This window comes from Pseudomonas sp. RW407, assembly GCF_003176655.1.
Classification (GTDB): domain Bacteria; phylum Pseudomonadota; class Gammaproteobacteria; order Pseudomonadales; family Pseudomonadaceae; genus Pseudomonas; species Pseudomonas delhiensis.
This window is the reverse complement of sequence record NZ_QGSL01000088.1, coordinates 825,684-845,030: the sequence shown is the minus strand read 5'-3', so window position 1 is coordinate 845,030 and position 19,347 is coordinate 825,684. Positions and strand designations below refer to the sequence as shown.

The window sequence follows — 19,347 nt, the reverse complement described above, 5'->3', positions numbered from 1 at the left end:
CTTGGGCTCCTACTCGTGCTGCGAACACCGCGGACCTGCAGCTTGCCTCCCGTCGCTCTCACCTTCGATCCTATCGAAAGTCGCAGACACAAGCGGACTCTGTCCGCGATTTGGCGGATAACGCCGTAGGCGTTATGCGCCCTACGAACCACCATCCTCGCCATTCCCGCGAATGCGGGAACCCAATGGACATTGTTCCTACAGGCGCTGGCACACCGGATGAATCACCGCGAACGGTTATACGCCCCAGGTTCGTGCCATGTAGACTGCCGGCTTTACCGGATTTACGGAAAGCCCATGTTCCGCGTCTTCTGCCTGCTGTTCGCCACCCTGCTCGCCCTGCCCGCCCATGCCGAGGGCTTCATCAGCCGAACCCTGAACAAGCCGGTGCCCGGCGGCGTCGCCGTGGTCCAGCTGGGCAGCGCGGGGCCGGCGCCGAGCGCCAGCTACCAGGGCAAGCCGGTGCTGGTGGTGCGCGAGGAAGGCCGCGACTGGATCGCCGTGGTCGGCATCCCGCTGAGCGTCAAGCCGGGCCAGCAGCAGCTGCAGGTGAAGCAGGCCGGCGCCAGCCGCAGCCTGGCCTTCCAGGTCGGCGCCAAGCACTACCGCGAACAGCGCATCACCCTGAAGAACACCCGCCAGGTCAACCCGCTGCCCGAGGACCTCAAGCGCATCAACCGCGAGCTGGCCGAACAGACCGCCGCCTACCGCAGCTTCAGCCCCGGCACGCCGAGCAACCTGGTGCTGGACAAGCCGGTGAACGGCCCGCTGTCCAGCCCCTTCGGCCTGCGCCGCTTCTTCAATGGCGAGGAGCGCAACCCGCATTCCGGGCTGGACTTCGCGGTGCCCGCCGGCACGCCGATCAAGGCCCCGGCGGCGGGCAAGGTGATCCTGATCGGCAACTACTTCTTCAACGGCAACACCGTGTTCGTCGACCATGGCCAGGGCTTCATCAGCATGTTCTGCCACATGTCGAAGATCGACGTGAAGCTCGGCGACCAGGTGCCGCGCGGCGGCGTGGTCGGCCGCGTCGGCGCCACCGGCCGGGCCACCGGGCCGCACATGCACTGGAACGTCAGCCTCAACGACGCCCGCGTCGACCCGGCGATATTCATCGGCGCCTTCAAGCCCTGAGGCTCATTCCGCGCGGGTGGAAACACGCTCCAGGCGGTAGAGCTCGCCGATCAGGCAAGGCTCGGGGATGCCGGTCGAGTCGTACGAGAGAATGCGGTCGAGCTTGGTCACCGCCCCCACCGTGCTGCTGATGTTCAGGCGGTTGCTGAACGACAGGTTGTCGCAGGGCGAGGAGAAGGCCACCAGGTAGCGCCGGCCGGGCGCCTGGCCGAGGACGATGTGGCCCTTGTCGAGGTATTCCCAGCCCTGGGTTTCCCACACCGGGATCGACTTCACCGCCTCGCCCTGCCGGTAGCCGAGACGTTCCAGGTGCTGGTCGAGGGGCAACTGGTCGTTGCGCAGCCCGGACTGGCTGCAGGCGGCCAGCAGAACGGCAGCCGCCACCATGGCGGCGCTGCGGACAGTGCCCATGCTCACCTCCCGGCCACACGGATGGCCGCTGCTCGGGCCGGAATCGGTCCCGTTCCATTTTCCCACCCTGGGGAAAGGCCGGCACACGGCCGGCCGGACGGTCAGTTCATCTTCATCCCGGGCATGTCATGGCCCGACATATCGTGGCCGGACATGCCGTGGTCACCGCCCTCGGGTGCCTGCTTCTGCACCTCGACCTCCACCTTGAGGTCGCCGGCCTGCTGGAAGTGCAGGGTCAGCGGGAAGCGCTCGCCGTCGGCCAGCGGCTTCTTCAGGCCAAGCAGCATCAGGTGGTAGTGGCCGGGGGCGAAGGTGACGGTGCCGCCGGCGGGAATGTCCACGCCCTCGACCTTCTGCATCTTCATCATGCCGTCCTTCATCTGGTGCTCGTGGACCTCGGCGCTGGCCGCACGCTCGGTGTCGGCGCCGAGCAGGCGGTCGGCCGCCTTGCCGTGGTTGTGCACGACGAAATAGGCCGCGCCGTTCTCCGAGTTGGCCGGCAGCAGCAGCGACCAGGGGTGCTCGACGTCGAGGTCGCCGGCCTTGTATTCGTGGGCCAGCAGCGGGGTGGAGAAGGACAGCATGGCCGCCAGGGCCAGGAGGGTCTTGCGCATGTTGGAACTCCTAACGATCTCATGGGCCTCCCGGCACAACGCCGGGCGGCAACGTCGAGGGCACGGGCAGCATAGCCGCTTCGCGCCCCCACTCAAGCCGGCGGTGCTCAGAAGCTGAAGTCCACCTTGGTCCAGAACGTACGGCCCGGCTCGCGGATCGCCTGGGGATCGTCCGCCGGGTAGCCGAAGCCGGCGTTGCCGGCGAGGTTGAGGTGCTCGGCGTAGTCCTTGTCGAACAGGTTGTCGACGCCGGTGCTGACCTTGAAGTGCTTGTTCACGCGGTACGCGGCGTTGAGCGAGAAGACGCCGAAGCCGGCGCTCTCGTCGAAGTCCTGGCCGACCACATTGCCCTGCCCCTCGGCCACCCGCCCCTGCTTCGCCACCAGGCGCCACAGCGCCCCGGCGCTCCAGTCGCCCTGCTCGTAGGTCAGGCCCAGGCGGCTTTCCAGCGGCGGCATCTGCGGCAACGCGCGGTCGTCCGTGGTGTTCTTGCCCCAGGCGTAGGCCAGGGTCGCGTCGGTCTTCCAGTTCGGCGTCAGCTGGTAGGCCGCGCCCAGTTCACCGCCCATGATGCGTGCGTCCACGTTGGTCGCCTGGGACGTTGAACCCATCATGCCGCCGCTGCGGTAGGTGAAGAGGATGTAGTCGCGGATCTCGCCGACGTAGCCCGAAGCCCAGGCCTTGAGCTTCTCGCCCTCGTACTGGGCGCCGAAGTCGAGCTGGGTGGTCTTCTCCGGCTTGATGGCGTCGAAGGCGTTGGCCGAGCCGGCCGGTCCCATGTTCGGGGAGAACAGCTCCCAATAGTCGGGGAAGCGCTGCGCGTGGCCGAGGCCGGCATAGAGGGTGGTGGGCGAACCCGCCAGGTCGTGCTCGTAGCGCAGGAAGCCGCTGGGCAGGGTATCGGCGCGGGTGTCGTCGGCGGTCGGGTTGGGCCGCGTCATCATCCCCGAGCCGAGGGTCTGCCGGTAGTCCTTGGCCGAAGCGCGGTCCAGGCGCGCGCCGCCGATCACCCGGTCGCGCTCGGCGGCGTACCAGGTCAGCTCACCGAAGGCGCCGTAGTTGTGGAAGGCCGCATCCTTGTTCCACGGCACCTCGTCGTAGGCGCCGATGCCCATGGCGCTGCGCTGGCGGTGCTCGCTGCTCTGGGCGTCGACGCCGGAGATCAGCTTGAAGTCGTCCCAGCGCCAGGTCGCCGCCAGGCGCCCGCCGAGGGTGCGGCGGTCGACGTTGGAAGCCATGGGCCCGGCCATCATGCCGGTGCCCGAGGGGGTGCGCAGGCTGTAGTTGTCCATCACGTGGTCGGCGTAGTTGTAGTAGACCTGCGCCTCCAGCTTGTCGAGCACGCCGCCGAGGTTGGACTTCTCGAAGCGCAGGCCGAGGCTCTCGCGCTTGAACTGCGAGCCATCCATGCCGCGCCCGGCGTAGCGCGCCTCGCCGTCGCCCTTGCCGGCGGTCAGCTCGACCAGGGTGTCGGCGTCCGGCGTCCAGCCCAGGGCGACGTCGCCGTTCCACTTGTTCCAGCGCGAGGGCACGGTGTTGCCGCCACCGTCCTCGTAGTCGTCGGACTGCGAGCGGTTGCCGGTGAAGCGCAGGTAGCCTTCGGGGCCGCCGGCGGCGGCGTCCAGCACGCGGTCGAAGCGGCCGTTGGAGCCGGCCACCAGGCTGCCGTTTATCCGCGTGCCCAGCTCGCCGAAGCGCTCCGGATCACGGTCGAAGCGGATGGTCCCGGCCGAGGCGCCGGGGCCCCAGATCACGGTTTCCGGGCCCTTGACCACGGTGAGCCGGTCGTAGGTCTCCGGGGAGATATAGGAGGTGGGGGCGTCCATCCGTGCCGGGCAGGCGCCGAGCATGACGCCGCCGTTGGTGAGGATGTTCAGCCGCGAGCCGAACATGCCGCGCAATACCGGGTCGCCATTGGTGCCGCCGTTGCGGATGGCGGAGAAGCCGGGGATGGTCTTCAGGTAGTCGGCGCCGTCGCTGGCCGGGATCGGCTGGCGCGCCTGCTTCGGGTCGGTGACCACGGTCAGCGGCGAGCTCTGCGCCACCGCGGTGATGACGCTGGGCTGCAGTTCGATGGCTTGATGGCCGGCGTGCGGGTCGTCGGCCTCATCGGCGCGTACGGACGGGGTCAGGCCGACGATGCCGCCGAGGGCAGTGAGTGCGCAAAGGGTGCGCAGGTGTGCCGGGCGAACGCGCCCGCGCAGGAAGAGTCTGGACATGCGAAATTCCATGATCGATGACGATGTTCTTCTGGCCAGGCACGGCGGACGCGCGCGGAGGAAGGTTCCCCTGCGCGATGGCGCTTGCGCTGGCTACGGCGAAAGAAAGGTCAGGCGGTCATGGACGGCGGCGCGCGCGAACGGGCGCCGGGGAAGATCGGCGAAGGCGGGATGGCTTGTTCGATGACGACCTGGGGCGCCGGGGCGGCCCCGGGCAGGTCGGCGGAGAGCGCCAGGCGCGGGGTTTCCAGCGCCGGGCTGTGGAGCAGCAGGCCGCAGTAGCCGCACTTCTCCATGAAGTGGTCGGCGGAGAAGCCCTGCTGCGCGGCATCGGCCCCGTGGTGGCCGCCGCGCATCTGTTCGGAGCAGGCCATGTCTTCCATGCCGGCCATGGCCGGCATGGGGTGGTCCATGGGCATGGACTGCGACAGCAGCGGGCCGAGGTGGATCATCAGCATGGCGAACAGCGCCAGCCAGATGCCCGTGCCTTGTCCTGTGCCTCGCCGTCTGCGACCTGTCACTGGAAGTCCCCGAATCGATTGGCGGCGTTTTACCCTGCCGGGCCGGCGGGCGCAATTCGCCGATGGCTCAATGCTGTGCGGCATGGAGACGCATCGGAGAGTAAAGCAGAAAAACCGCCTCGCAATTCCTTGCGCAATAAAGCCTGAACAGAAGCAGAAAATCTCGCCTATCCGTATAATCAAGCGACGGCTACCAATTTTTCCACAATGCTTGCCATCCACCCCCAAAGCGCACTAGGGTGGGCGCTATGAAAACCGCACACACCCTCATCCTGCTTCGCCAACACGCCTGCCTGCGCCTGGTCAGCCCGCGACTGCGTGGCTGAATCCGTTTCCCGGCTTCACCTCTTCATCTTTCTACCGCGCAGGGCCGCCGCTGGCCCGGAAGAACAAGGATTCCGCCCATGACCATGCTCAAAGACCCGTCGAAGAAATACCGCCCCTTCACCCCGATCACCCTGCCCGACCGCACCTGGCCGGACAAGATCATCGACCAGGCGCCGATCTGGCTGAGCACCGACCTGCGCGACGGCAACCAGTCGCTGATCGAGCCGATGGACGCCGAGAAGAAGATGCGCTTCTTCAAGTGCCTGGTGCAGGTGGGCCTGAAGGAAATCGAAGTGGGCTTCCCGTCCGCCTCGCAGACCGACTTCGACTTCGTCCGCGAGCTGATCGAGGGTGGCCACATTCCCGATGACGTCACCATCCAGGTGCTGACCCAGGCCCGCGACGACCTCATCGAGCGCACCTTCGAGTCGCTGAAGGGCGCCAAGCGCGCCATCGTGCACTACTACAACGCCTGCGCGCCGAGCTTCCGCAAGATCGTCTTCAACCAGGACAAGGAAGGCGTCAAGCAGATCGCCATCGCCGCCGGCAAGACCATCAAGCGCCTGGCCGCCGCCGCACCCGAGACCCAGTGGGGCTTCGAGTACTCGCCGGAAGTCTTCAGCTCCACCGAGACCGACTTCGCCGTCGAGGTGTGCAACGCGGTGATCGACGTGTTCCAGCCGACCCCGGCCAACCGCCTGATCCTCAACCTGCCGGCCACCATCGAGTGCGCCACGCCGAACAACTACGCCGACCAGATCGAGTGGTTCGGCCGCCACATCGACAAGCGCGACAGCGTGATCATCAGCCTGCACACCCACAACGACCGCGGCACCGGCGTGGCCGCCTCGGAACTGGCGCTGATGGCCGGCGCCGACCGTGTCGAAGGCTGCCTGTTCGGCAACGGCGAGCGCACCGGCAACCTCTGCCTGGTGACCATGGCGCTGAACATGTACACCCAGGGCGTCAACCCGGGGTTGGACTTCTCCGACATCGACGCCGTGCGCAAGGTGGTGGAAGAGTGCAACCAGATCCCGGTGCACCCGCGCCACCCATACGTCGGCGACCTGGTCCACACCGCCTTCTCCGGCTCCCACCAGGACGCCATCCGCAAGGGCTTCGCCCAGCAGAAGGACGACGCCGTGTGGGAAGTGCCCTACCTGCCGATCGACCCGGCCGACATCGGCCGCAGCTACGAGGCGGTCATCCGCGTCAACAGCCAGTCGGGCAAGGGCGGCATCACCTTCCTGCTCGAGCAGGAATACGGCATCAGCCTGCCGCGCCGCATGCAGATCGAGTTCAGCCAGGTGGTGCAGAACGAGACCGACCGTCTCGGCCTGGAAATGACCGCCGAGCAGATCTACGGCCTGCTGCAGAGCGAGTACCTGCAAGCGGTGTCGCCGTTCGCCCTGAAGAACTACCGTCTGCAGGAAGAGAACGGCATCTGCGCCATCGACATCGACGTGGTGCACAAGGGCGAGCAGCACCGCTGGCACGGCAAGGGCAAGGGCACCCTGGAAGCCCTGGTCGCCGCGCTTCCGGTGGAGGTCGAGATCATGGATTACAACGAGCACGCCATCGGCGCCGGCACCAACGCCCGCGCGGCGGCCTACATCGAGCTGCGCGTGGAAGGCGGCCGCTCGCTGCACGGCATCGGCATCGACGAGAACATCACCACCGCCAGCTTCCGCGCCCTGTTCAGCGCGCTGAACCGCGCCGTGACCCTGGGCCAGGCGAAAGCCGCCTGAGTGCCGGTGATGTGAAAAAGGGGCCTTTGGGCCCCTTTTTCGTGCCGAAGGCTACCAGCGCTCGGGAGGCAGGCGCCGGGTGTGGAAGATGCGCAGGATTTGCAATCGTCCGCCGCGAACGCGATAGGGGATCAGGTAGGGGTGGCCGGGCATAGGCCATTCGCGGGTACCGGGCACCCGGCCCTCGCGCCCTATCGCAGGATGGAGAGCCAGTTGTTCGATGTCGTCGAACACCGCAGCGACGAAGTCACGTGCGGCGGCCGGATTGTGCTGAGCGAGATGGGCGGCTTCGTCGTCGAGGTTCTGCAGCGCTTTGCGCAGCCACTCAACCTGCATTGCGCGTCCACTTGTTCAGAACCGCTTCGACTTCTGCCTCACTGGCGAAGTCGCCGGCATCGGCTTCTACGATGGCCTGCTGGATTTCGCCGATCTGCCAGGCCTCCCGGGCAAGGTATTCGTCCAGTGCCTGGGCGGCAAGGAAGTTCTTGCTGCGGCCGGTCGCCTGGGCAAGCCTGGCGAGGGTATCGGACTGATCATCCGACAGGCGCAGGGACATTACGGGCATGGAACACCTCGGCTGTAGTGTGTATCACTGCAACATACTACAGCACACTACAGGTCATGCGCGGTACCGATCGCCCGGAAGCGCCCAACGGGCCAGCCAGGGAAATGCTATTCGTCGTCGCCGCTGGCGCTCAGCGCGCCCAGGCAGCGCAGGCGGTGCTCGCTGCCCTCGGACTGCAGCGTCCAGCTATCGTCGCTGGCCTCGTACTGCGCTTCCATCACCTCGTTGTAGGTGAACTGCCAGCGCCGCTTGTCGCGGCCGTCGACCGCTTCCACGCGCAGCACCACGTCTTCGCTGGCGAAGGCCTGGCCGGCTTCGGCGGCGATCTCGGCGCGGTCCAGCAGGTCCTCGTCGAGGCTGAATTCCCAGGCGTGCAGGCCGTCCAGTTCGAGCATGTCGGTCAGCTCGAGCTGGTCCAGCAGGTAGAGGGTTTCGTCGGACATCTTCGTATTCCCGGTGAGACAGGCCGCCATCATAGAGCAAAGCGCCACCGGCGGCCCTCCCCCGCCTAGTCGGCCAATGCCGCCAGCACGCCGCGCAGGCGTTCCACCGTGGCCGCCGAGCAAGGCTGCATGGGCTCGCGCAGTTCGTCGGCGATCAGCCCCTGCAAGGCCAGGGCGGCCTTCACGGGCGCCGGGTTGGGCTCGGCGAAGGCGGCCTGCATCCACGGCAGCAGGCGCTGGAAGGTCGCCCGCGCCCCGGCCAGGTCGCCCGCCTCCGCCTGGCGCTGCATCCGCACGTAGAGGTCGGCGCGCACGTGGGCGGACGCGGAGATGGCCCCGGCACCGCCCAGGCACAGGTTGGCGAAGATCTGCAGGTCCTCGCCGGCCAGCACTTCGACGTTGCCGTCGGCGATCAGCGCCAGGGTGGTCTCGAGGTCGCCGCCACAATCCTTGACCGCCGCGATGCGGGGATGGCGGACGATGCGCCGCAGGGTCTCGCGCTCGATGCGCACGCCGGTGCGGTAGGGAATGTCGTAGAGCACCAGCGGCACACTGGCGGCGTTGGCCACGGTCTGGAAGAACGCCTCCAGGCCCTGCTGCGACGGGCGGATGTAATAAGGTGCCGGCACCAGCAGGCCGGCCACGGGGCGACGCTGGACGTCCTGCTGGAAGGCCAGCAGCTCGCGCAGGTTGTTGCCGGCCAGGCCCATGATCACCTGCTGCGGCGGCACCCACTGGAGCACGGCGTCGAGCACCACCAGCTGCTCCTCATGGCTGAGCGCGGCGGCCTCGCCGGTGGTGCCGCAGACCACGAAGCCGGCGACGCCGTCCTCCAGCAGCCGGCCCACCAGGCCTTGCAGGGCGGCGAAGTCGATTTCCCCGGCACGGAAGGGCGTGGCCAGGGCCACCCAGATCCCACGAAACGTAGACATGCGAAAACTCCTTGTGGCTGACCGTCTGGTCGCCGTCAGGGAGGGTGCGGGATGCAAGCGGGGGAGAGATCGACCTGGCGCCTGGTTGTCCTGTCAGCCCATCTGACGGGACAGCGCGCCCCGGTCAAATGAGCGACTGTTTCTTGGATTTCTTGGCAACGGCGACGCACGCGCAGGCCGGGGCGAAGGAGCCCGGGAGCGGCAGCGAGTGGTCGAAGTTGGCGAACATGGGAAGTCCGTTGCGCGAATCAGGCACCGAATATGCTCAACGTCAGACTTGGCTGTCAACAGTCTCCTAGGGTCTATGCTGGTTCAACCACACCGCAGTATGGAGAAGTGACAGGTGAACTCTCGCGAACTGGGCCACTCCGGGCTGGCCATTGCGCCGCTGGTGTTCGGCGGCAACGTCTTCGGCTGGAGCGCCGACGAAGCGACTTCCTTCCGCCTGCTCGATGCCCTGCTGGACGCCGGGCTGAACTGCATCGACACCGCCGACGTGTACTCGCGCTGGGTGCCCGGGCACAAGGGCGGCGAATCCGAGGCCATCATCGGCAAGTGGATGAAGCAGCGCGGCAACCGCGGCAGGATGATCATCGCCACCAAGGTCGGCATGGACATGGGCAATGGCCACAAGGGCCTTTCCGCGGCCTATATCGAACAGGCCGTGGAGCGCTCGCTGCAGCGCCTGCAGACCGACTACATCGACCTCTACCAGTCCCACTGCGACGACACCCACACCTCCCTGGAGGAAACCCTGGGCGCCTACGCCGAACTGGTGGCGAAGGGCAAGGTGCGCGTCATAGGCGCCTCCAACTACGACGGCCGGCGCCTGCGCGAGGCCCGCGAGGTGGCCGAACGCCTGCACCTGCCCAGCTACCAGAGCCTGCAGCCGAACTACAACCTCTACGACCGCGCCGACTACGAAACGCGCCTGGAACCGACGGTGCGCGAGCTGGGCATCGGCGTCATCCCCTACTACGGCCTGGCCGGCGGCTTCCTCAGCGGCAAGTACCGCAGCGAGGCCGACCTGGACAAGAGCCCGGCGCGGGCGGACAAGGTCAAGGGCTACCTGAACGAACGCGGCGTGACCATCCTCGTGGCCCTGGACGAGGTGGCCGAGGAATACGACGCCACCCCGGCCCAGGTGGCCCTGGCCTGGCTGATCGCCCGCCCCGGCATCACCGCGCCCATCGCCAGCGCCTCCAGCCTCGAACAGCTGCCGGACCTGGTCGCGGCGACGCGGCTGCAACTGAGCCAGGAGGACATCCACCGGCTGGATGCGGCGAGCGCCTACTGAGGGCGCCCGCCGGGATGGCCGCGGAGGCTTGCCGCGGCCGCCCATGGGCCCTTACTCTCTGCTGCGCGGATCCCCGACAAGAAGAAAAACGGAGCAGAGAATGCTGTCCACGCCGCAACGCCTCTGGCAGGTGCTCAAGCCCAACCCACAGCGCGAGGAATCACCCACGGCAGAGGCCCCCGGCATCAAGCTGCCGGACGACTGCGGCCTGTTCGTCATCGGCGCGGCACGCAGCGGTACCACCGTCTTCCAGAACGCCCTGAACAGCTCGCCGGAAATCTTCCTCCTCGGCGAACCGGCGCTGCAGGACGACCCGGGCACCCCGGACTTCGCCGCGCGCTACAACGCCATGCACAGGTCCTGGGGCAACCAGGAGAACAAGAGCAGCTTCTGCCCGCCGCTGTTCGAGCAGGATGCTCCCTGGCAGCATTACCTGGCCCGCCTCGCCCGGCACTACCGCTACGTCGGCAGCAAGATCGTGGTCAACCCCCACGAGGCCGCGCGCACCTGCCAGCAATTGTTCGAATTCCATTGCCGGCACTTCTACCGCTCGCACTACGTCTTCACCTTCCGCAACCCCATCGACGTGCTCATGTCGACCCGCGGCCTGGCCGAGCTGAACGGCGACGAGGCGGCCGGCCACGACACGGTGCTCAAGAGCTTCCTGCAGGTGATGGCGCTGTACATCCGCTTCCTGCGTAACCTGCCCTCGGTCAGGGCGGTGTTCCACGAGGACCTCGGCGAGGCGGTGCTGCGCGATACCGGCGCCTGGCTGGGCGTCGACCTGGGCGAGGCCGCCAGCTACTACGACAACGCCCGCGTCAGGCGCTACAGCCTGGACCAGGTGCCGGAGCACGCCCGGGCCCTGGCGGAGGAAGTCATCGCCGCCTACGAGGAATTGCGCGGGCAGGTTGCCGGCGGTATGCGCCTGGTGCAGTTGGAGCAGAACTCCAACCATATCGACCCGGCGCACTTCACCCCGCTGGGCAACCTGCACCGGCGTATCGTGGGGTTGCTGGTGGCGTCCTGACAGTCCATCGCGGCCGGAGGTTAAGGCGCGATTCGCGGATAAGATCCGCTCCTACGCCATGCCATCCCCTGGCGTTATCCGCCATTGGCCCCGGCATCGGTGTTCCGGCCGGCGGCGGATAACCGCGAACGGTTATTCGCCCTACGCCTGCACCATTCCACCCGTAGGGCGCATAACGCCTACGGCGTTATCCGCCGTTGTCCTCGGGCACTGGCGTTCCGGCCGGCGGCGGATAACCGCGAACGGTTATTCGCCCTGCGCTGCCCGCGCCTACAGGCGTCCCATCCAGGGCTCGATGACGAAGCGGTCGGCGTCGAGGTAGGCCGGGAAGCGTTCGCGGTAGGCGGCCAGCGCCTGGGCCGAGAGGCTGGCGTGGAACACGCCGTCGCCGTTGGCCGCTTCCAGCAGCGGTTCGCCCTGGAAGTCCAGCACCTGGCTGTCGCCGGCATAGGCGTGGCCCTTGCCGTCCTCGCCGACGCGGTTCACCGCCGCCACGTAGCACAGGTTCTCGATGGCCCGGGCCGGCAGCAGGCGGTTCCAGTGCAGGCGCCGGGCGGCCGGCCAGTTGGCGGTGTAGAGCAGCAGGTCGGTGTCCTGGGCATCGCGGCTCCAGGCCGGGAAGCGCAGGTCGTAGCAGACCAGCGGGCGCACCCGCCAGCCCTTCCATTCCAGCAGCACCTGGCGCTCGCCCGGGGTGTAGTGCTTGTGCTCGCCGGCCATGCGGAACAGGTGGCGCTTGTCGTAGTGGAGGATTTCGCCGTCCGGGCGGGCCCAGAGCAGGCGGTTGCGGTGGCTGCCGTCGACGGTGCGGATGATGACGCTGCCGGTCACCACCGCGTCCAGCCGCGCAGCCTGGTGGCGCAGCCAGGCGTAGGTCTCGCCCTCCTCCGCCTCGGCCAGGGCCTCGGAGTCCATGGAGAAGCCGGTGGTGAACATCTCCGGGAGGATGACGATGTCGGCGCCGCGGGCCTGTTCCAGCAGCGCGTCGAAGTGCGCGCGGTTGGCCGGTGCGTCGTGCCAGGCCAGGGTGGTCTGCACCAGGGCCAGCTTGAGGTCGGGTAGTTGGCTCAGATTGCGCATAGCTTGTCCGCCGCCTGGCGCAGCGTCTCCTCTTTCTTGGCGAAGCAGAAGCGCACCAGGCGCATGTCCGCCGGGGCCTGCTGGTAGAACACCGACACCGGGATGGCCGCCACGCCGTGCTCGCGGGTCAGCCACTCGGCCATGGCGACGTCGTCGAGGTCCGGGCGGATCGCCGAGTAGTCGACCACCTGGAAGTAGGTACCGGCGGCGCGCTGGAAGCTGAAGCGCGAGCGCCCCAGCAGGTCGCAGAACAGGTCGCGCTTGGCCTGGTAGAAGCCCGGCAGCTCGCGCAGGTGCTCCGGGTGCGCGGCCATGAAGTCGGCCAGCGCCCACTGCAGCGGGGTGACGCCGCAGAAGTTCACGTACTGGTGGATCTTGCGCATTTCCGCCGACAGCGCCGGCGGCGCCACCACGTAGCCGGTCTTCCAGCCGGTGACGTGGTAGGTCTTGCCGAAGGAGCTGACCACGAAGGCGCGGGCGTAGAGTTCGTCGTGGGCCAGCACGCTGGCGTGCTGCACGCCGTCGTAGATCAGGTGCTCGTAGACCTCGTCGCTGATGACGTAGATCTCGCGCTCGCGGATCAGCGCCGCCAGGCGGTCCAGGTCGGCGCGGTCGATCAGAGCGCCACTGGGGTTGTGTGGGCTGTTGAGGAAAATCAGGCGGGTACGCGGGGTGATGGCGTCGGCCAGGCGCTGCCAGTCGATGCGGAAGTCCGGCAGGCTCAGGGCGACGTGGACGCAGCGGCCGCCGGCCAGCTCCACCGAGGGTTCGTAGCTGTCGTAGCAGGGGTCGAGGACGATGGCCTCGTCGCCCGGGCGGATCAGCGCCTGCACGGCGCAGAAGATCGCCTCGGTGGCGCCGGGGGTGATGGTCACCTCGGCGTCGGCGCTGACGTTGCGCCCGTAGAAGGCCGCGACCTTGGCCGCCACCTGCTCGCGCAGCGCCGGCAGGCCGGTCATCGGGCAGTACTGGTTGTGCCCGGCCATGACGTGGCGGGCCACGGCCTCACGCAAGGCGACGGGGCCGTCGAAGTCGGGGAAGCCCTGGGACAGGTTGAGCGCGCCGCATTCGGCGGCGAGCTGCGACATGCGGGTGAAGATGGTGGTGCCGACGTTGGGCAGTTTGCTGGTGATCATGGCTACAGGCGACAAGCTTCAGGCTGCGGGGAGGTGCAACCAAGCTTATAGCCTGCAGCCCGTGGCCTGAAGCCTGCCGCTAGCGTTTTTTGTCCTTCTTCTTCTTCTCGGCCTTCTTGTGGTGCGACATCAGCCGGCGCTTCTTGTTGACCTGGCGCTCGGTGAGCTGGGTCTTCTTGCCTTCGAAGGGGTTGTCGCCGCCCTTGTATTCGATGCGGATCGGCGTGCCGACCAGCTTGAGCACGCGCCGGTAGGTCTTCTCCAGGTAGCGGGTATAGGCCTTGGGCACCGCCTCGGTCTGGTTGCCGTGGACCACGATCAGCGGCGGGTTGGCGCCGCCCAGGTGGGCGTAGCGCAGCTTGATGCGGCGGCCGTTGACCATCGGCGGCTGGTGCGTCTGCACCGCGTCCTCGAGGATCTGCGTCAGCTTGCTGGTCGGCCAGCGGGTCACGGCGGAGCGGAACGACTCCTGCACCGACTTGTACAGGTGGCCGACGCCGGTGCCGTGCAGCGCCGAGATGAAGTGGATGTCGGCGAAGTCGACGAACAGCAGGCGGCGCTCCAGCTCGGTCTTCACGTAGTCGCGCTCGGCGGACTCCATGCCGTCCCACTTGTTCAGCGCGATGACCAGCGCGCGGCCGGTCTCCAGCACGAAGCCGAGCAGGTTGAGGTCGTGCTCGACCACGCCTTCGCGGGCGTCCATCACGAAGATCACCACGTTGGCGTCCTGGATGGCCTGCAGGGTCTTCACGACCGAGAACTTCTCCACCGCCTCGAAGATCTTGCCGCGGCGGCGCACGCCGGCGGTGTCGATCAGGGTGTACTTCTCTTCGTTGCGCTCGAAGGGGATGTAGATGCTGTCGCGGGTGGTGCCGGCCTGGTCGTAGACGATCACCCGCTCCTCGCCGAGCATGCGGTTGACCAGGGTCGACTTGCCGACGTTGGGGCGGCCGATGATGGCGATCTTGATGCCGTCCTTCTCGCTCGGGCCGGGGATGCGCTTGGCTTCCTCGCCCTCGGCGACCTCTTCCAGCTCGTCCGGCAGGTCGTTGTCTTCCGGCGCCTCGGGCTCGGGCTGGAACATCTCGCCCAGGGCCGTCTGCAGCATGTGGGTAATGCCACGGCCGTGGGCGGCGGCGATGGTCAGGGCGTCGCCCAGGCCCAGCGGGCTGAACTCGGCGCGGGCGATGTCCGGGTCGACGGTGTCGATCTTGTTGGCCACCAGGTAGCAGCGCTTGTTCCGCTTGCGCAGGTGTTCGGCGATCATTTCGTCGGCAGCGGTCAGGCCCGCGCGGGCGTCGACCATGAACAGCACCGCATCGGCTTCCTCGATCGCCTGCATCGACTGCTCGGCCATCTTGGCGTCGATGCCTTCCTCGTCACCGGTGATACCGCCGGTATCGATGACGATGAATTTCTTGCCCTGCCACTTGGCCTCGCCGTACTGGCGGTCGCGGGTCAGGCCGGCGTACTCGGCGACGATGGCGTCGCGCGTCTTGGTCAGGCGGTTGAACAGGGTGGACTTGCCGACGTTGGGGCGGCCCACCAGGGCGATTACGGGAACCATGCGGCTCTCCAGGAAATTTCAGGAATTCGTAAAAAACACGCCGGCCGCTGTCGTCATCCAACAGCGGCCGGCAGGTAGAACATAGCTTAGCGAATGGTGTAGGCGACCAGCTTGCCGCTGTTGCCGTACACGTACATCCACCGGTCGACCACCAGCGGGCGCACGCGCACGCCGTCGCCGTCGACCTTCTCGCGGCCGACGAAGCGGCCGTCCACCTGGCTCAGCAGGTGAATGTAGCCTTCCAGGTCGCCCACCACCACGTTGCTGGAGAACACCGCCGGGGCCGACAGCTGGCGGCGCGCCAGGGCGTCGTTGCTCCACAGCGAGGACGAGCTGCGCCCGTCCAGGGCTTCCACGGTGCCGCTGGCATCGCTGACGTAGACGCTGCCGATGCCTTCGGCGACGCCGGCGTAGCTGGAGGCTTCGCGCTGCCAGATCACCCGGCCGCTGGCCAGGTCGAGGGCGGCGGCGCGGCCCTGGTAGCTGGCCACGTAGATCACGTTGTCGACCAGGGTCAGGCCGCCGTCGATGTCCACCACGCGGTCCAGTTCGGAACGGCCCTGGGGCACGGCGACGCGGGTTTCCCAGATCGGCAGGCCACGCTGCACGTCCACCGCCACCACCTTGCCGCTGGCAAGGCCGGCGATGGCCATGCGCCCGGCGATGATGGGTGCGCCGGTGCCGCGCAGGGTCAGCACGGGCACGGTGTTCTCGTACACCCAGCGCTGGTTGCCGGTGCTGGCGTCGAGGGCGATCAGCTTGTCGTCCTGGGTCTGCACGATCACCACGTCGCCGTCGGTGACCGGCGCCGCCAGCACTTCGCTGGGCACCCGGGTACGCCACTTCTGCTCGCCGTTGGCGGCGTTCAGGGCGATGACGTCGCCCTTCAGGGTGCCGACCAGCACCAGGCCGCCACCGACGCCGACACCGCCGGAGACCGGCACGTCGAGGTCCTGCTTCCAGATCACGTCGCCGTTCTCGCGCTGCATGGCCATGACGCGGCCTTCGGCGGAAGCGGCATAGATGCTGGAGCCGTCCACGGCCGGCTGCAGCAGTTCGTAGAGGTCGCCCTGGCCGTCACCGACCGAGCGGCTCCACTGCTTGTCCAGGCGCACCTCTTCCTTGAAGTCGGTGAGTTCCGCCGGCGGCAGTTCCTTCTTGCTGTTGCTGCTGCAACCGACCGCGAGCAGGGTCAGCGCCAGCAGCGCCGCATGTTTCCAGCGCAGCATCTTAGACACCTCCCTTGGCCAGGTCGTCGAGCTTCACCTGCAGGGCGCCGGCGGCGGCCTCCTCAGGCAGTGCGGCCTTGGCCTTCTCGTAGGCGCTGCGGGCGTCGTCGGTGCGCTTGAGCTGCACCAGCAGGTCGCCCTTGAGTTCCTCGCGGCTGGAGACGTAGGCCTTGTCGGCGTCGCCTTCCAGCAGCTTCAGGCCTTCCTCGGCCTTGCCCTGGGCGGCCAGGACACGGGCCAGGCGCTGGCGGGCCAGCTCGCCGAGGGTGGCGTCCACCGGCTTGTCGACCACGGCCTTCAGTTCACCGGCGGCATCGTCCAGCTTGCCGGCGTCCACCGCCACCTTGGCGACGAACAGGCGGCCGTACTGGGCGTAGTGGGTACCGCCGTATTCGCTGGTGAGCTTGTTGGCCAGCTCGGCGACGCGCGCGGTGTCCGGCTGGCCGGAGGGCGTCAGCGAGGCTTCGACCAGTTGCTGGTAGAGGATGGAGGCGTTCTGCGCCTGGTTGGCCTGGTACTTCTTCCAGGCCTGCCAGCCAAACACCACCACCAGCGCCAGCGCGGCACCGGTGAGCAGGGGCATGCCATTGCGCTGCCACCAGTCCTTGAGATCCGCCAGTTGTTCTTCTTCGGTACGCGTGGTCACCCCAATACTCCTAATCCGCTCGATTCTCAGGCCCGCTGGATGCAGGCTGCCAGGTGCTCGGGCAGAGCCTCCCAGGCTATGTTCTGTTGCTCACCCTCGCCACGCAGGGGCTTGAAACCTACCACGCGCGCGGCCAGTTCGTCGTCACCCAGGATCAGCGCGAACTGGGCGCCGCTCTTGTCGGCCTTCTTGAACTGGCTCTTGAAGCTGCCGGCGCCGGCGTTGAGCAGCAGGCGGATGCCGGGGACGGCATTGCGCAGCTTCTCGGCCAGGGCCAGGGCGGCCAGCTCGGCCGGCTCGCCGAAGGCACAGACGTAGACGTCGGCCGGGCGCTTCAGCTCGGCGGGCACCACGCCCAGGGTCTCCAGCAGCAGCACCAGGCGCTCCACGCCCATGGCGAAGCCCACGCCCGGCGTCGGCTTGCCGCCGAACTGGCTGACCAGGCCGTCGTAGCGGCCCCCGCCGCAGACGGTGCCCTGGGCGCCGAGCCTGTCGGTGACCCATTCGAAGGCGGTGCGGCAGTAGTAGTCCAGGCCGCGCACCAGCTTCTGGTTGATCTCGTAGCGCAGGCCGACCGCGTCCAGGCGGGCCTTCAGGCCCTCGAAGTGGGCGATCGACTCTTCGTCCAGGTAGTCGTGCAGGGTCGGCGCGCCGACCAGCAGCGCCTGGGTGCTTTCCACCTTGCTGTCGAGGATGCGCAGCGGGTTGGTGGTCATGCGCCGCTGGCTGTCCTCGTCGAGCTGCTCGAAGCGCTCCTGCAGGTAGGCCACCAGCGCCTCGCGGTAGCGCGCGCGGGCCTCGCTGGAGCCCAGGGTGTTGAGCTGCAGGGTCACGGCATCGGCCATGCCCAGCTTCTGCCACAGGCGCCAGGTGAGGATGATCAGCTCGGCGTCGATGTCCGGCCCCGGCAGGTTGAAGACTTCCACGCCGATCTGGTGGAACTGGCGGTAGCGGCCCTTCTGCGGCTTCTCGTAGCGGAACATCGGCCCGGCGTACCAGAGCTTCTGCACCTGGCCGCCGCCGGTCAGGCCATGTTCGAGCATGGCCCGCACGGTGCCCGCGGTGCCTTCGGGGCGCAGCGTCAGCGACTCCTCGTTGCGGTCGAGGAAGGTGTACATCTCCTTGTCGACCACGTCGGTGCCTTCGCCGATGCCGCGGGCGAAGAGTTCGGTGAACTCCATGATCGGCAGGCGGATCTCGCTGTAGCCGTATTCTTCCAGCAGGCCGGCGAAGGTGTTTTCCAGGTAGCGCCATACCGGGGTCTGTTCCGGCAGGATGTCGTTCATGCCACGAATGGCTTGCAGGGACTTGCTCACATGTTGTCCTTGTTGCGGTCAGCCGCGCACGATCAGGGCGGCGTCGGCTTCGGCCTTGGCGGCCGCTTTTTCGCGGATCAGCCGTTCCAGCTCATCCACCAGGTTTTCGTTCTGCAGCTTCTGCGCCGGCTTGCCGTCGATGTAGACGAGGTTGTTCGGCGTGCCGCCGGTGAGGCCGATGTGGGCCTCCTTGGCTTCGCCCGGGCCGTTGACCACGCAGCCGATCACGGCCACGTCCATGGGCACCAGCAGGTCTTCGAGGCGGCCTTCGAGCTCGTTCATGGTCTTGACCACGTCGAAGTTCTGCCGCGAGCAGCTCGGGCAGGCGATGAAGTTGATGCCGCGCGAACGCAGGTGCAGGGACTTGAGGATGTCGAAACCGACCTTGATCTCCTCCACCGGGTCGGCGGCCAGGGAGATGCGGATGGTGTCGCCGATGCCCTCGGCCAGCAGCATGCCCAGGCCCACCGCGGACTTCACGGTGCCCGAACGCAGGCCGCCGGCCTCGGTGATGCCCAGGTGCAGCGGCTGCTCGATTTCCTTGGCCAGCAGGCGGTAGGCCGCCACGGCCATGAACACGTCGGAGGCCTTCACGCTGACCTTGAAGTTCTGGAAGTCCAGGCGCTGGAGATGTTCGACGTGGCGCATGGCCGATTCCAGCAGGGCCTCGGGGGTCGGCTCGCCGTATTTCTTCTGCAGGTCCTTCTCCAGGGAACCGGCGTTGACGCCGATGCGGATCGGGATGTTCTTGTCGCGGGCCGCGTCCACCACCGCCTTGACGCGGTCCTCGCGGCCGATGTTGCCCGGGTTGATGCGCAGGCAGTCGACGCCAAGCTCCGCCACGCGCAGGGCGATCTTGTAGTCGAAGTGGATATCGGCCACCAGCGGTACGCGGACCTGCTGCTTGATCTTGCCGAAGGCCTCCGCCGCGTCCATGTCCGGCACCGAGACGCGCACGATGTCCGCGCCGGCGTCTTCCAGGCGGCGGATCTGCGCGACGGTGGCGGCCACGTCCAGCGTATCGGTGTTGGTCATGCTCTGCACGGCGATGGGCGCGTCGCCCCCCACCGGCACCGAACCGACCCAGATCTTGCGGGACTGGCGTCGCTTGATCGGAGAAGCGCAATGCATC

19 protein-coding genes are annotated in these 19,347 nt (G+C 67.6%); 4 read left to right on the top strand and 15 right to left on the bottom strand.

The genetic code is table 11. The annotated features are described in order from the left end of the window. The first annotated feature begins 297 nt into the window (after positions 1 to 297). On the top strand, positions 298 to 1,134 hold the full coding sequence (locus DK254_RS10415; protein ID WP_109933707.1) for a M23 family metallopeptidase: 837 nt from the start codon (positions 298 to 300) through the stop codon (positions 1,132 to 1,134). Between the two features lie 3 nt (positions 1,135 to 1,137). Here DK254_RS10415 and DK254_RS10410 read toward each other — a convergent pair whose 3' ends face one another. The 4 genes from DK254_RS10410 to DK254_RS10395 all read right to left on the bottom strand — a co-directional run bounded on the left by DK254_RS10410 (position 1,138) and on the right by DK254_RS10395 (position 4,899). Then, positions 1,138 to 1,545: a DUF6491 family protein gene (locus DK254_RS10410; protein WP_109933706.1), complete on the bottom strand. Its 408-nt coding sequence runs from the start codon at positions 1,543 to 1,545 to the stop codon at positions 1,138 to 1,140. A gap of 101 nt (positions 1,546 to 1,646) precedes the next feature. Continuing rightward, entirely contained in the window at positions 1,647 to 2,159 is a 513-nt protein-coding gene (locus DK254_RS10405; RefSeq protein WP_109933705.1) for a copper chaperone PCu(A)C, read from the bottom strand. Between the two features lie 107 nt (positions 2,160 to 2,266). Continuing rightward, positions 2,267 to 4,378, bottom strand: coding sequence for a TonB-dependent copper receptor (locus DK254_RS10400; protein WP_109933704.1), 2,112 nt, complete (start codon positions 4,376 to 4,378; stop codon positions 2,267 to 2,269). A 110-nt stretch (positions 4,379 to 4,488) separates the two neighbouring features. Further along, positions 4,489 to 4,899, bottom strand: a complete 411-nt coding sequence (locus DK254_RS10395; RefSeq protein WP_256595841.1) for a DUF2946 domain-containing protein — start codon at positions 4,897 to 4,899, stop codon at positions 4,489 to 4,491. A gap of 404 nt (positions 4,900 to 5,303) precedes the next feature. On the opposite strand from DK254_RS10395, the gene leuA reads away from it, so the two are divergent. Next, positions 5,304 to 6,974 (top strand): 2-isopropylmalate synthase, encoded by a 1,671-nt coding sequence (leuA, locus tag DK254_RS10390; protein ID WP_109933703.1) that lies wholly within the window; start codon positions 5,304 to 5,306, stop codon positions 6,972 to 6,974. A gap of 51 nt (positions 6,975 to 7,025) precedes the next feature. On the opposite strand, the gene DK254_RS10385 is transcribed toward leuA, so the two are convergent. The 4 genes from DK254_RS10385 to dapA form a co-directional block, all read right to left on the bottom strand. Continuing rightward, positions 7,026 to 7,310: a type II toxin-antitoxin system RelE/ParE family toxin gene (locus tag DK254_RS10385; RefSeq protein ID WP_089389490.1), complete on the bottom strand. Its 285-nt coding sequence runs from the start codon at positions 7,308 to 7,310 to the stop codon at positions 7,026 to 7,028. Then, complete coding sequence (locus tag DK254_RS10380; RefSeq protein ID WP_089389491.1) at positions 7,300 to 7,539, bottom strand: CopG family ribbon-helix-helix protein; 240 nt, start codon at positions 7,537 to 7,539, stop codon at positions 7,300 to 7,302. Before DK254_RS10380 ends, DK254_RS10385 begins: the two co-directional genes overlap by 11 nt. Positions 7,540 to 7,646: 107 nt before the next feature. After that, positions 7,647 to 7,982: a DUF5629 family protein gene (locus DK254_RS10375; protein ID WP_089389492.1), complete on the bottom strand. Its 336-nt coding sequence runs from the start codon at positions 7,980 to 7,982 to the stop codon at positions 7,647 to 7,649. Positions 7,983 to 8,047: 65 nt separating this feature from the next. Next, positions 8,048 to 8,914: a 4-hydroxy-tetrahydrodipicolinate synthase gene (gene dapA, locus DK254_RS10370; protein WP_109933702.1), complete on the bottom strand. Its 867-nt coding sequence runs from the start codon at positions 8,912 to 8,914 to the stop codon at positions 8,048 to 8,050. A 343-nt stretch (positions 8,915 to 9,257) separates the two neighbouring features. Here dapA and DK254_RS10360 point away from each other — a divergent pair, with 343 nt between their 5' ends. Both DK254_RS10360 and DK254_RS10355 read left to right on the top strand, forming a co-directional pair. Beyond that, complete coding sequence (locus DK254_RS10360) at positions 9,258 to 10,211, top strand: aldo/keto reductase (RefSeq protein WP_109933700.1); 954 nt, start codon at positions 9,258 to 9,260, stop codon at positions 10,209 to 10,211. 100 nt (positions 10,212 to 10,311) lie between these two features. After that, entirely contained in the window at positions 10,312 to 11,241 is a 930-nt protein-coding gene (locus tag DK254_RS10355; protein WP_158546415.1) for a sulfotransferase, read from the top strand. Positions 11,242 to 11,511: 270 nt separating this feature from the next. On the opposite strand, the gene DK254_RS10350 is transcribed toward DK254_RS10355, so the two are convergent. The 7 genes from DK254_RS10350 to ispG all read right to left on the bottom strand — a co-directional run bounded on the left by DK254_RS10350 (position 11,512) and on the right by ispG (position 19,346). Beyond that, complete coding sequence (locus tag DK254_RS10350) at positions 11,512 to 12,321, bottom strand: amidohydrolase (protein ID WP_109933698.1); 810 nt, start codon at positions 12,319 to 12,321, stop codon at positions 11,512 to 11,514. After that, a complete protein-coding gene (locus DK254_RS10345) occupies positions 12,309 to 13,457 on the bottom strand; it encodes a pyridoxal phosphate-dependent aminotransferase (RefSeq protein ID WP_109933697.1) in 1,149 nt (382 codons plus the stop codon). Before DK254_RS10345 ends, DK254_RS10350 begins: the two co-directional genes overlap by 13 nt. A gap of 79 nt (positions 13,458 to 13,536) precedes the next feature. Next, a complete protein-coding gene (der, locus tag DK254_RS10340) occupies positions 13,537 to 15,024 on the bottom strand; it encodes a ribosome biogenesis GTPase Der (protein ID WP_089389499.1) in 1,488 nt (495 codons plus the stop codon). Between the two features lie 86 nt (positions 15,025 to 15,110). Further along, positions 15,111 to 16,253 carry an outer membrane protein assembly factor BamB gene (bamB, locus tag DK254_RS10335; protein WP_109933696.1) on the bottom strand — a complete coding sequence of 381 codons (1,143 nt, stop codon included), beginning with the start codon at positions 16,251 to 16,253 and terminating at the stop codon, positions 15,111 to 15,113. 1 nt (position 16,254) lies between these two features. Beyond that, complete coding sequence (locus DK254_RS10330; protein ID WP_109933695.1) at positions 16,255 to 16,899, bottom strand: YfgM family protein; 645 nt, start codon at positions 16,897 to 16,899, stop codon at positions 16,255 to 16,257. Between the two features lie 26 nt (positions 16,900 to 16,925). Beyond that, on the bottom strand, positions 16,926 to 18,215 hold the full coding sequence (gene hisS / locus DK254_RS10325) for a histidine--tRNA ligase (RefSeq protein ID WP_109933694.1): 1,290 nt from the start codon (positions 18,213 to 18,215) through the stop codon (positions 16,926 to 16,928). An 18-nt stretch (positions 18,216 to 18,233) separates the two neighbouring features. Then, positions 18,234 to 19,346, bottom strand: coding sequence for a flavodoxin-dependent (E)-4-hydroxy-3-methylbut-2-enyl-diphosphate synthase (ispG, locus tag DK254_RS10320; RefSeq protein WP_009616174.1), 1,113 nt, complete (start codon positions 19,344 to 19,346; stop codon positions 18,234 to 18,236). Position 19,347: the final 1 nt, after the last annotated feature.

Excerpts from the sequence above, each read along its gene's own strand:
- DK254_RS10415 (WP_109933707.1), top strand. The coding sequence starts at position 298 with ATGTTCCGCGTCTTCTGCCTGCTGTTCGCCACCCTGCTCGCCCTGCCC.
- DK254_RS10410 (WP_109933706.1), bottom strand. The coding sequence starts at position 1,545 with ATGGGCACTGTCCGCAGCGCCGCCATGGTGGCGGCTGCCGTTCTGCTG.
- DK254_RS10405 (WP_109933705.1), bottom strand. The coding sequence starts at position 2,159 with ATGCGCAAGACCCTCCTGGCCCTGGCGGCCATGCTGTCCTTCTCCACC.
- DK254_RS10400 (WP_109933704.1), bottom strand. The coding sequence starts at position 4,378 with ATGTCCAGACTCTTCCTGCGCGGGCGCGTTCGCCCGGCACACCTGCGC.
- leuA (WP_109933703.1), top strand. The coding sequence starts at position 5,304 with ATGACCATGCTCAAAGACCCGTCGAAGAAATACCGCCCCTTCACCCCG.
- DK254_RS10385 (WP_089389490.1), bottom strand. The coding sequence starts at position 7,310 with ATGCAGGTTGAGTGGCTGCGCAAAGCGCTGCAGAACCTCGACGACGAA.
- DK254_RS10380 (WP_089389491.1), bottom strand. The coding sequence starts at position 7,539 with ATGCCCGTAATGTCCCTGCGCCTGTCGGATGATCAGTCCGATACCCTC.
- DK254_RS10375 (WP_089389492.1), bottom strand. The coding sequence starts at position 7,982 with ATGTCCGACGAAACCCTCTACCTGCTGGACCAGCTCGAGCTGACCGAC.
- dapA (WP_109933702.1), bottom strand. The coding sequence starts at position 8,914 with ATGTCTACGTTTCGTGGGATCTGGGTGGCCCTGGCCACGCCCTTCCGT.
- DK254_RS10355 (WP_158546415.1), top strand. The coding sequence starts at position 10,312 with ATGCTGTCCACGCCGCAACGCCTCTGGCAGGTGCTCAAGCCCAACCCA.
- DK254_RS10350 (WP_109933698.1), bottom strand. The coding sequence starts at position 12,321 with ATGCGCAATCTGAGCCAACTACCCGACCTCAAGCTGGCCCTGGTGCAG.
- DK254_RS10345 (WP_109933697.1), bottom strand. The coding sequence starts at position 13,457 with ATGATCACCAGCAAACTGCCCAACGTCGGCACCACCATCTTCACCCGC.
- der (WP_089389499.1), bottom strand. The coding sequence starts at position 15,024 with ATGGTTCCCGTAATCGCCCTGGTGGGCCGCCCCAACGTCGGCAAGTCC.
- bamB (WP_109933696.1), bottom strand. The coding sequence starts at position 16,253 with ATGCTGCGCTGGAAACATGCGGCGCTGCTGGCGCTGACCCTGCTCGCG.
- ispG (WP_009616174.1), bottom strand. The coding sequence starts at position 19,346 with ATGCATTGCGCTTCTCCGATCAAGCGACGCCAGTCCCGCAAGATCTGG.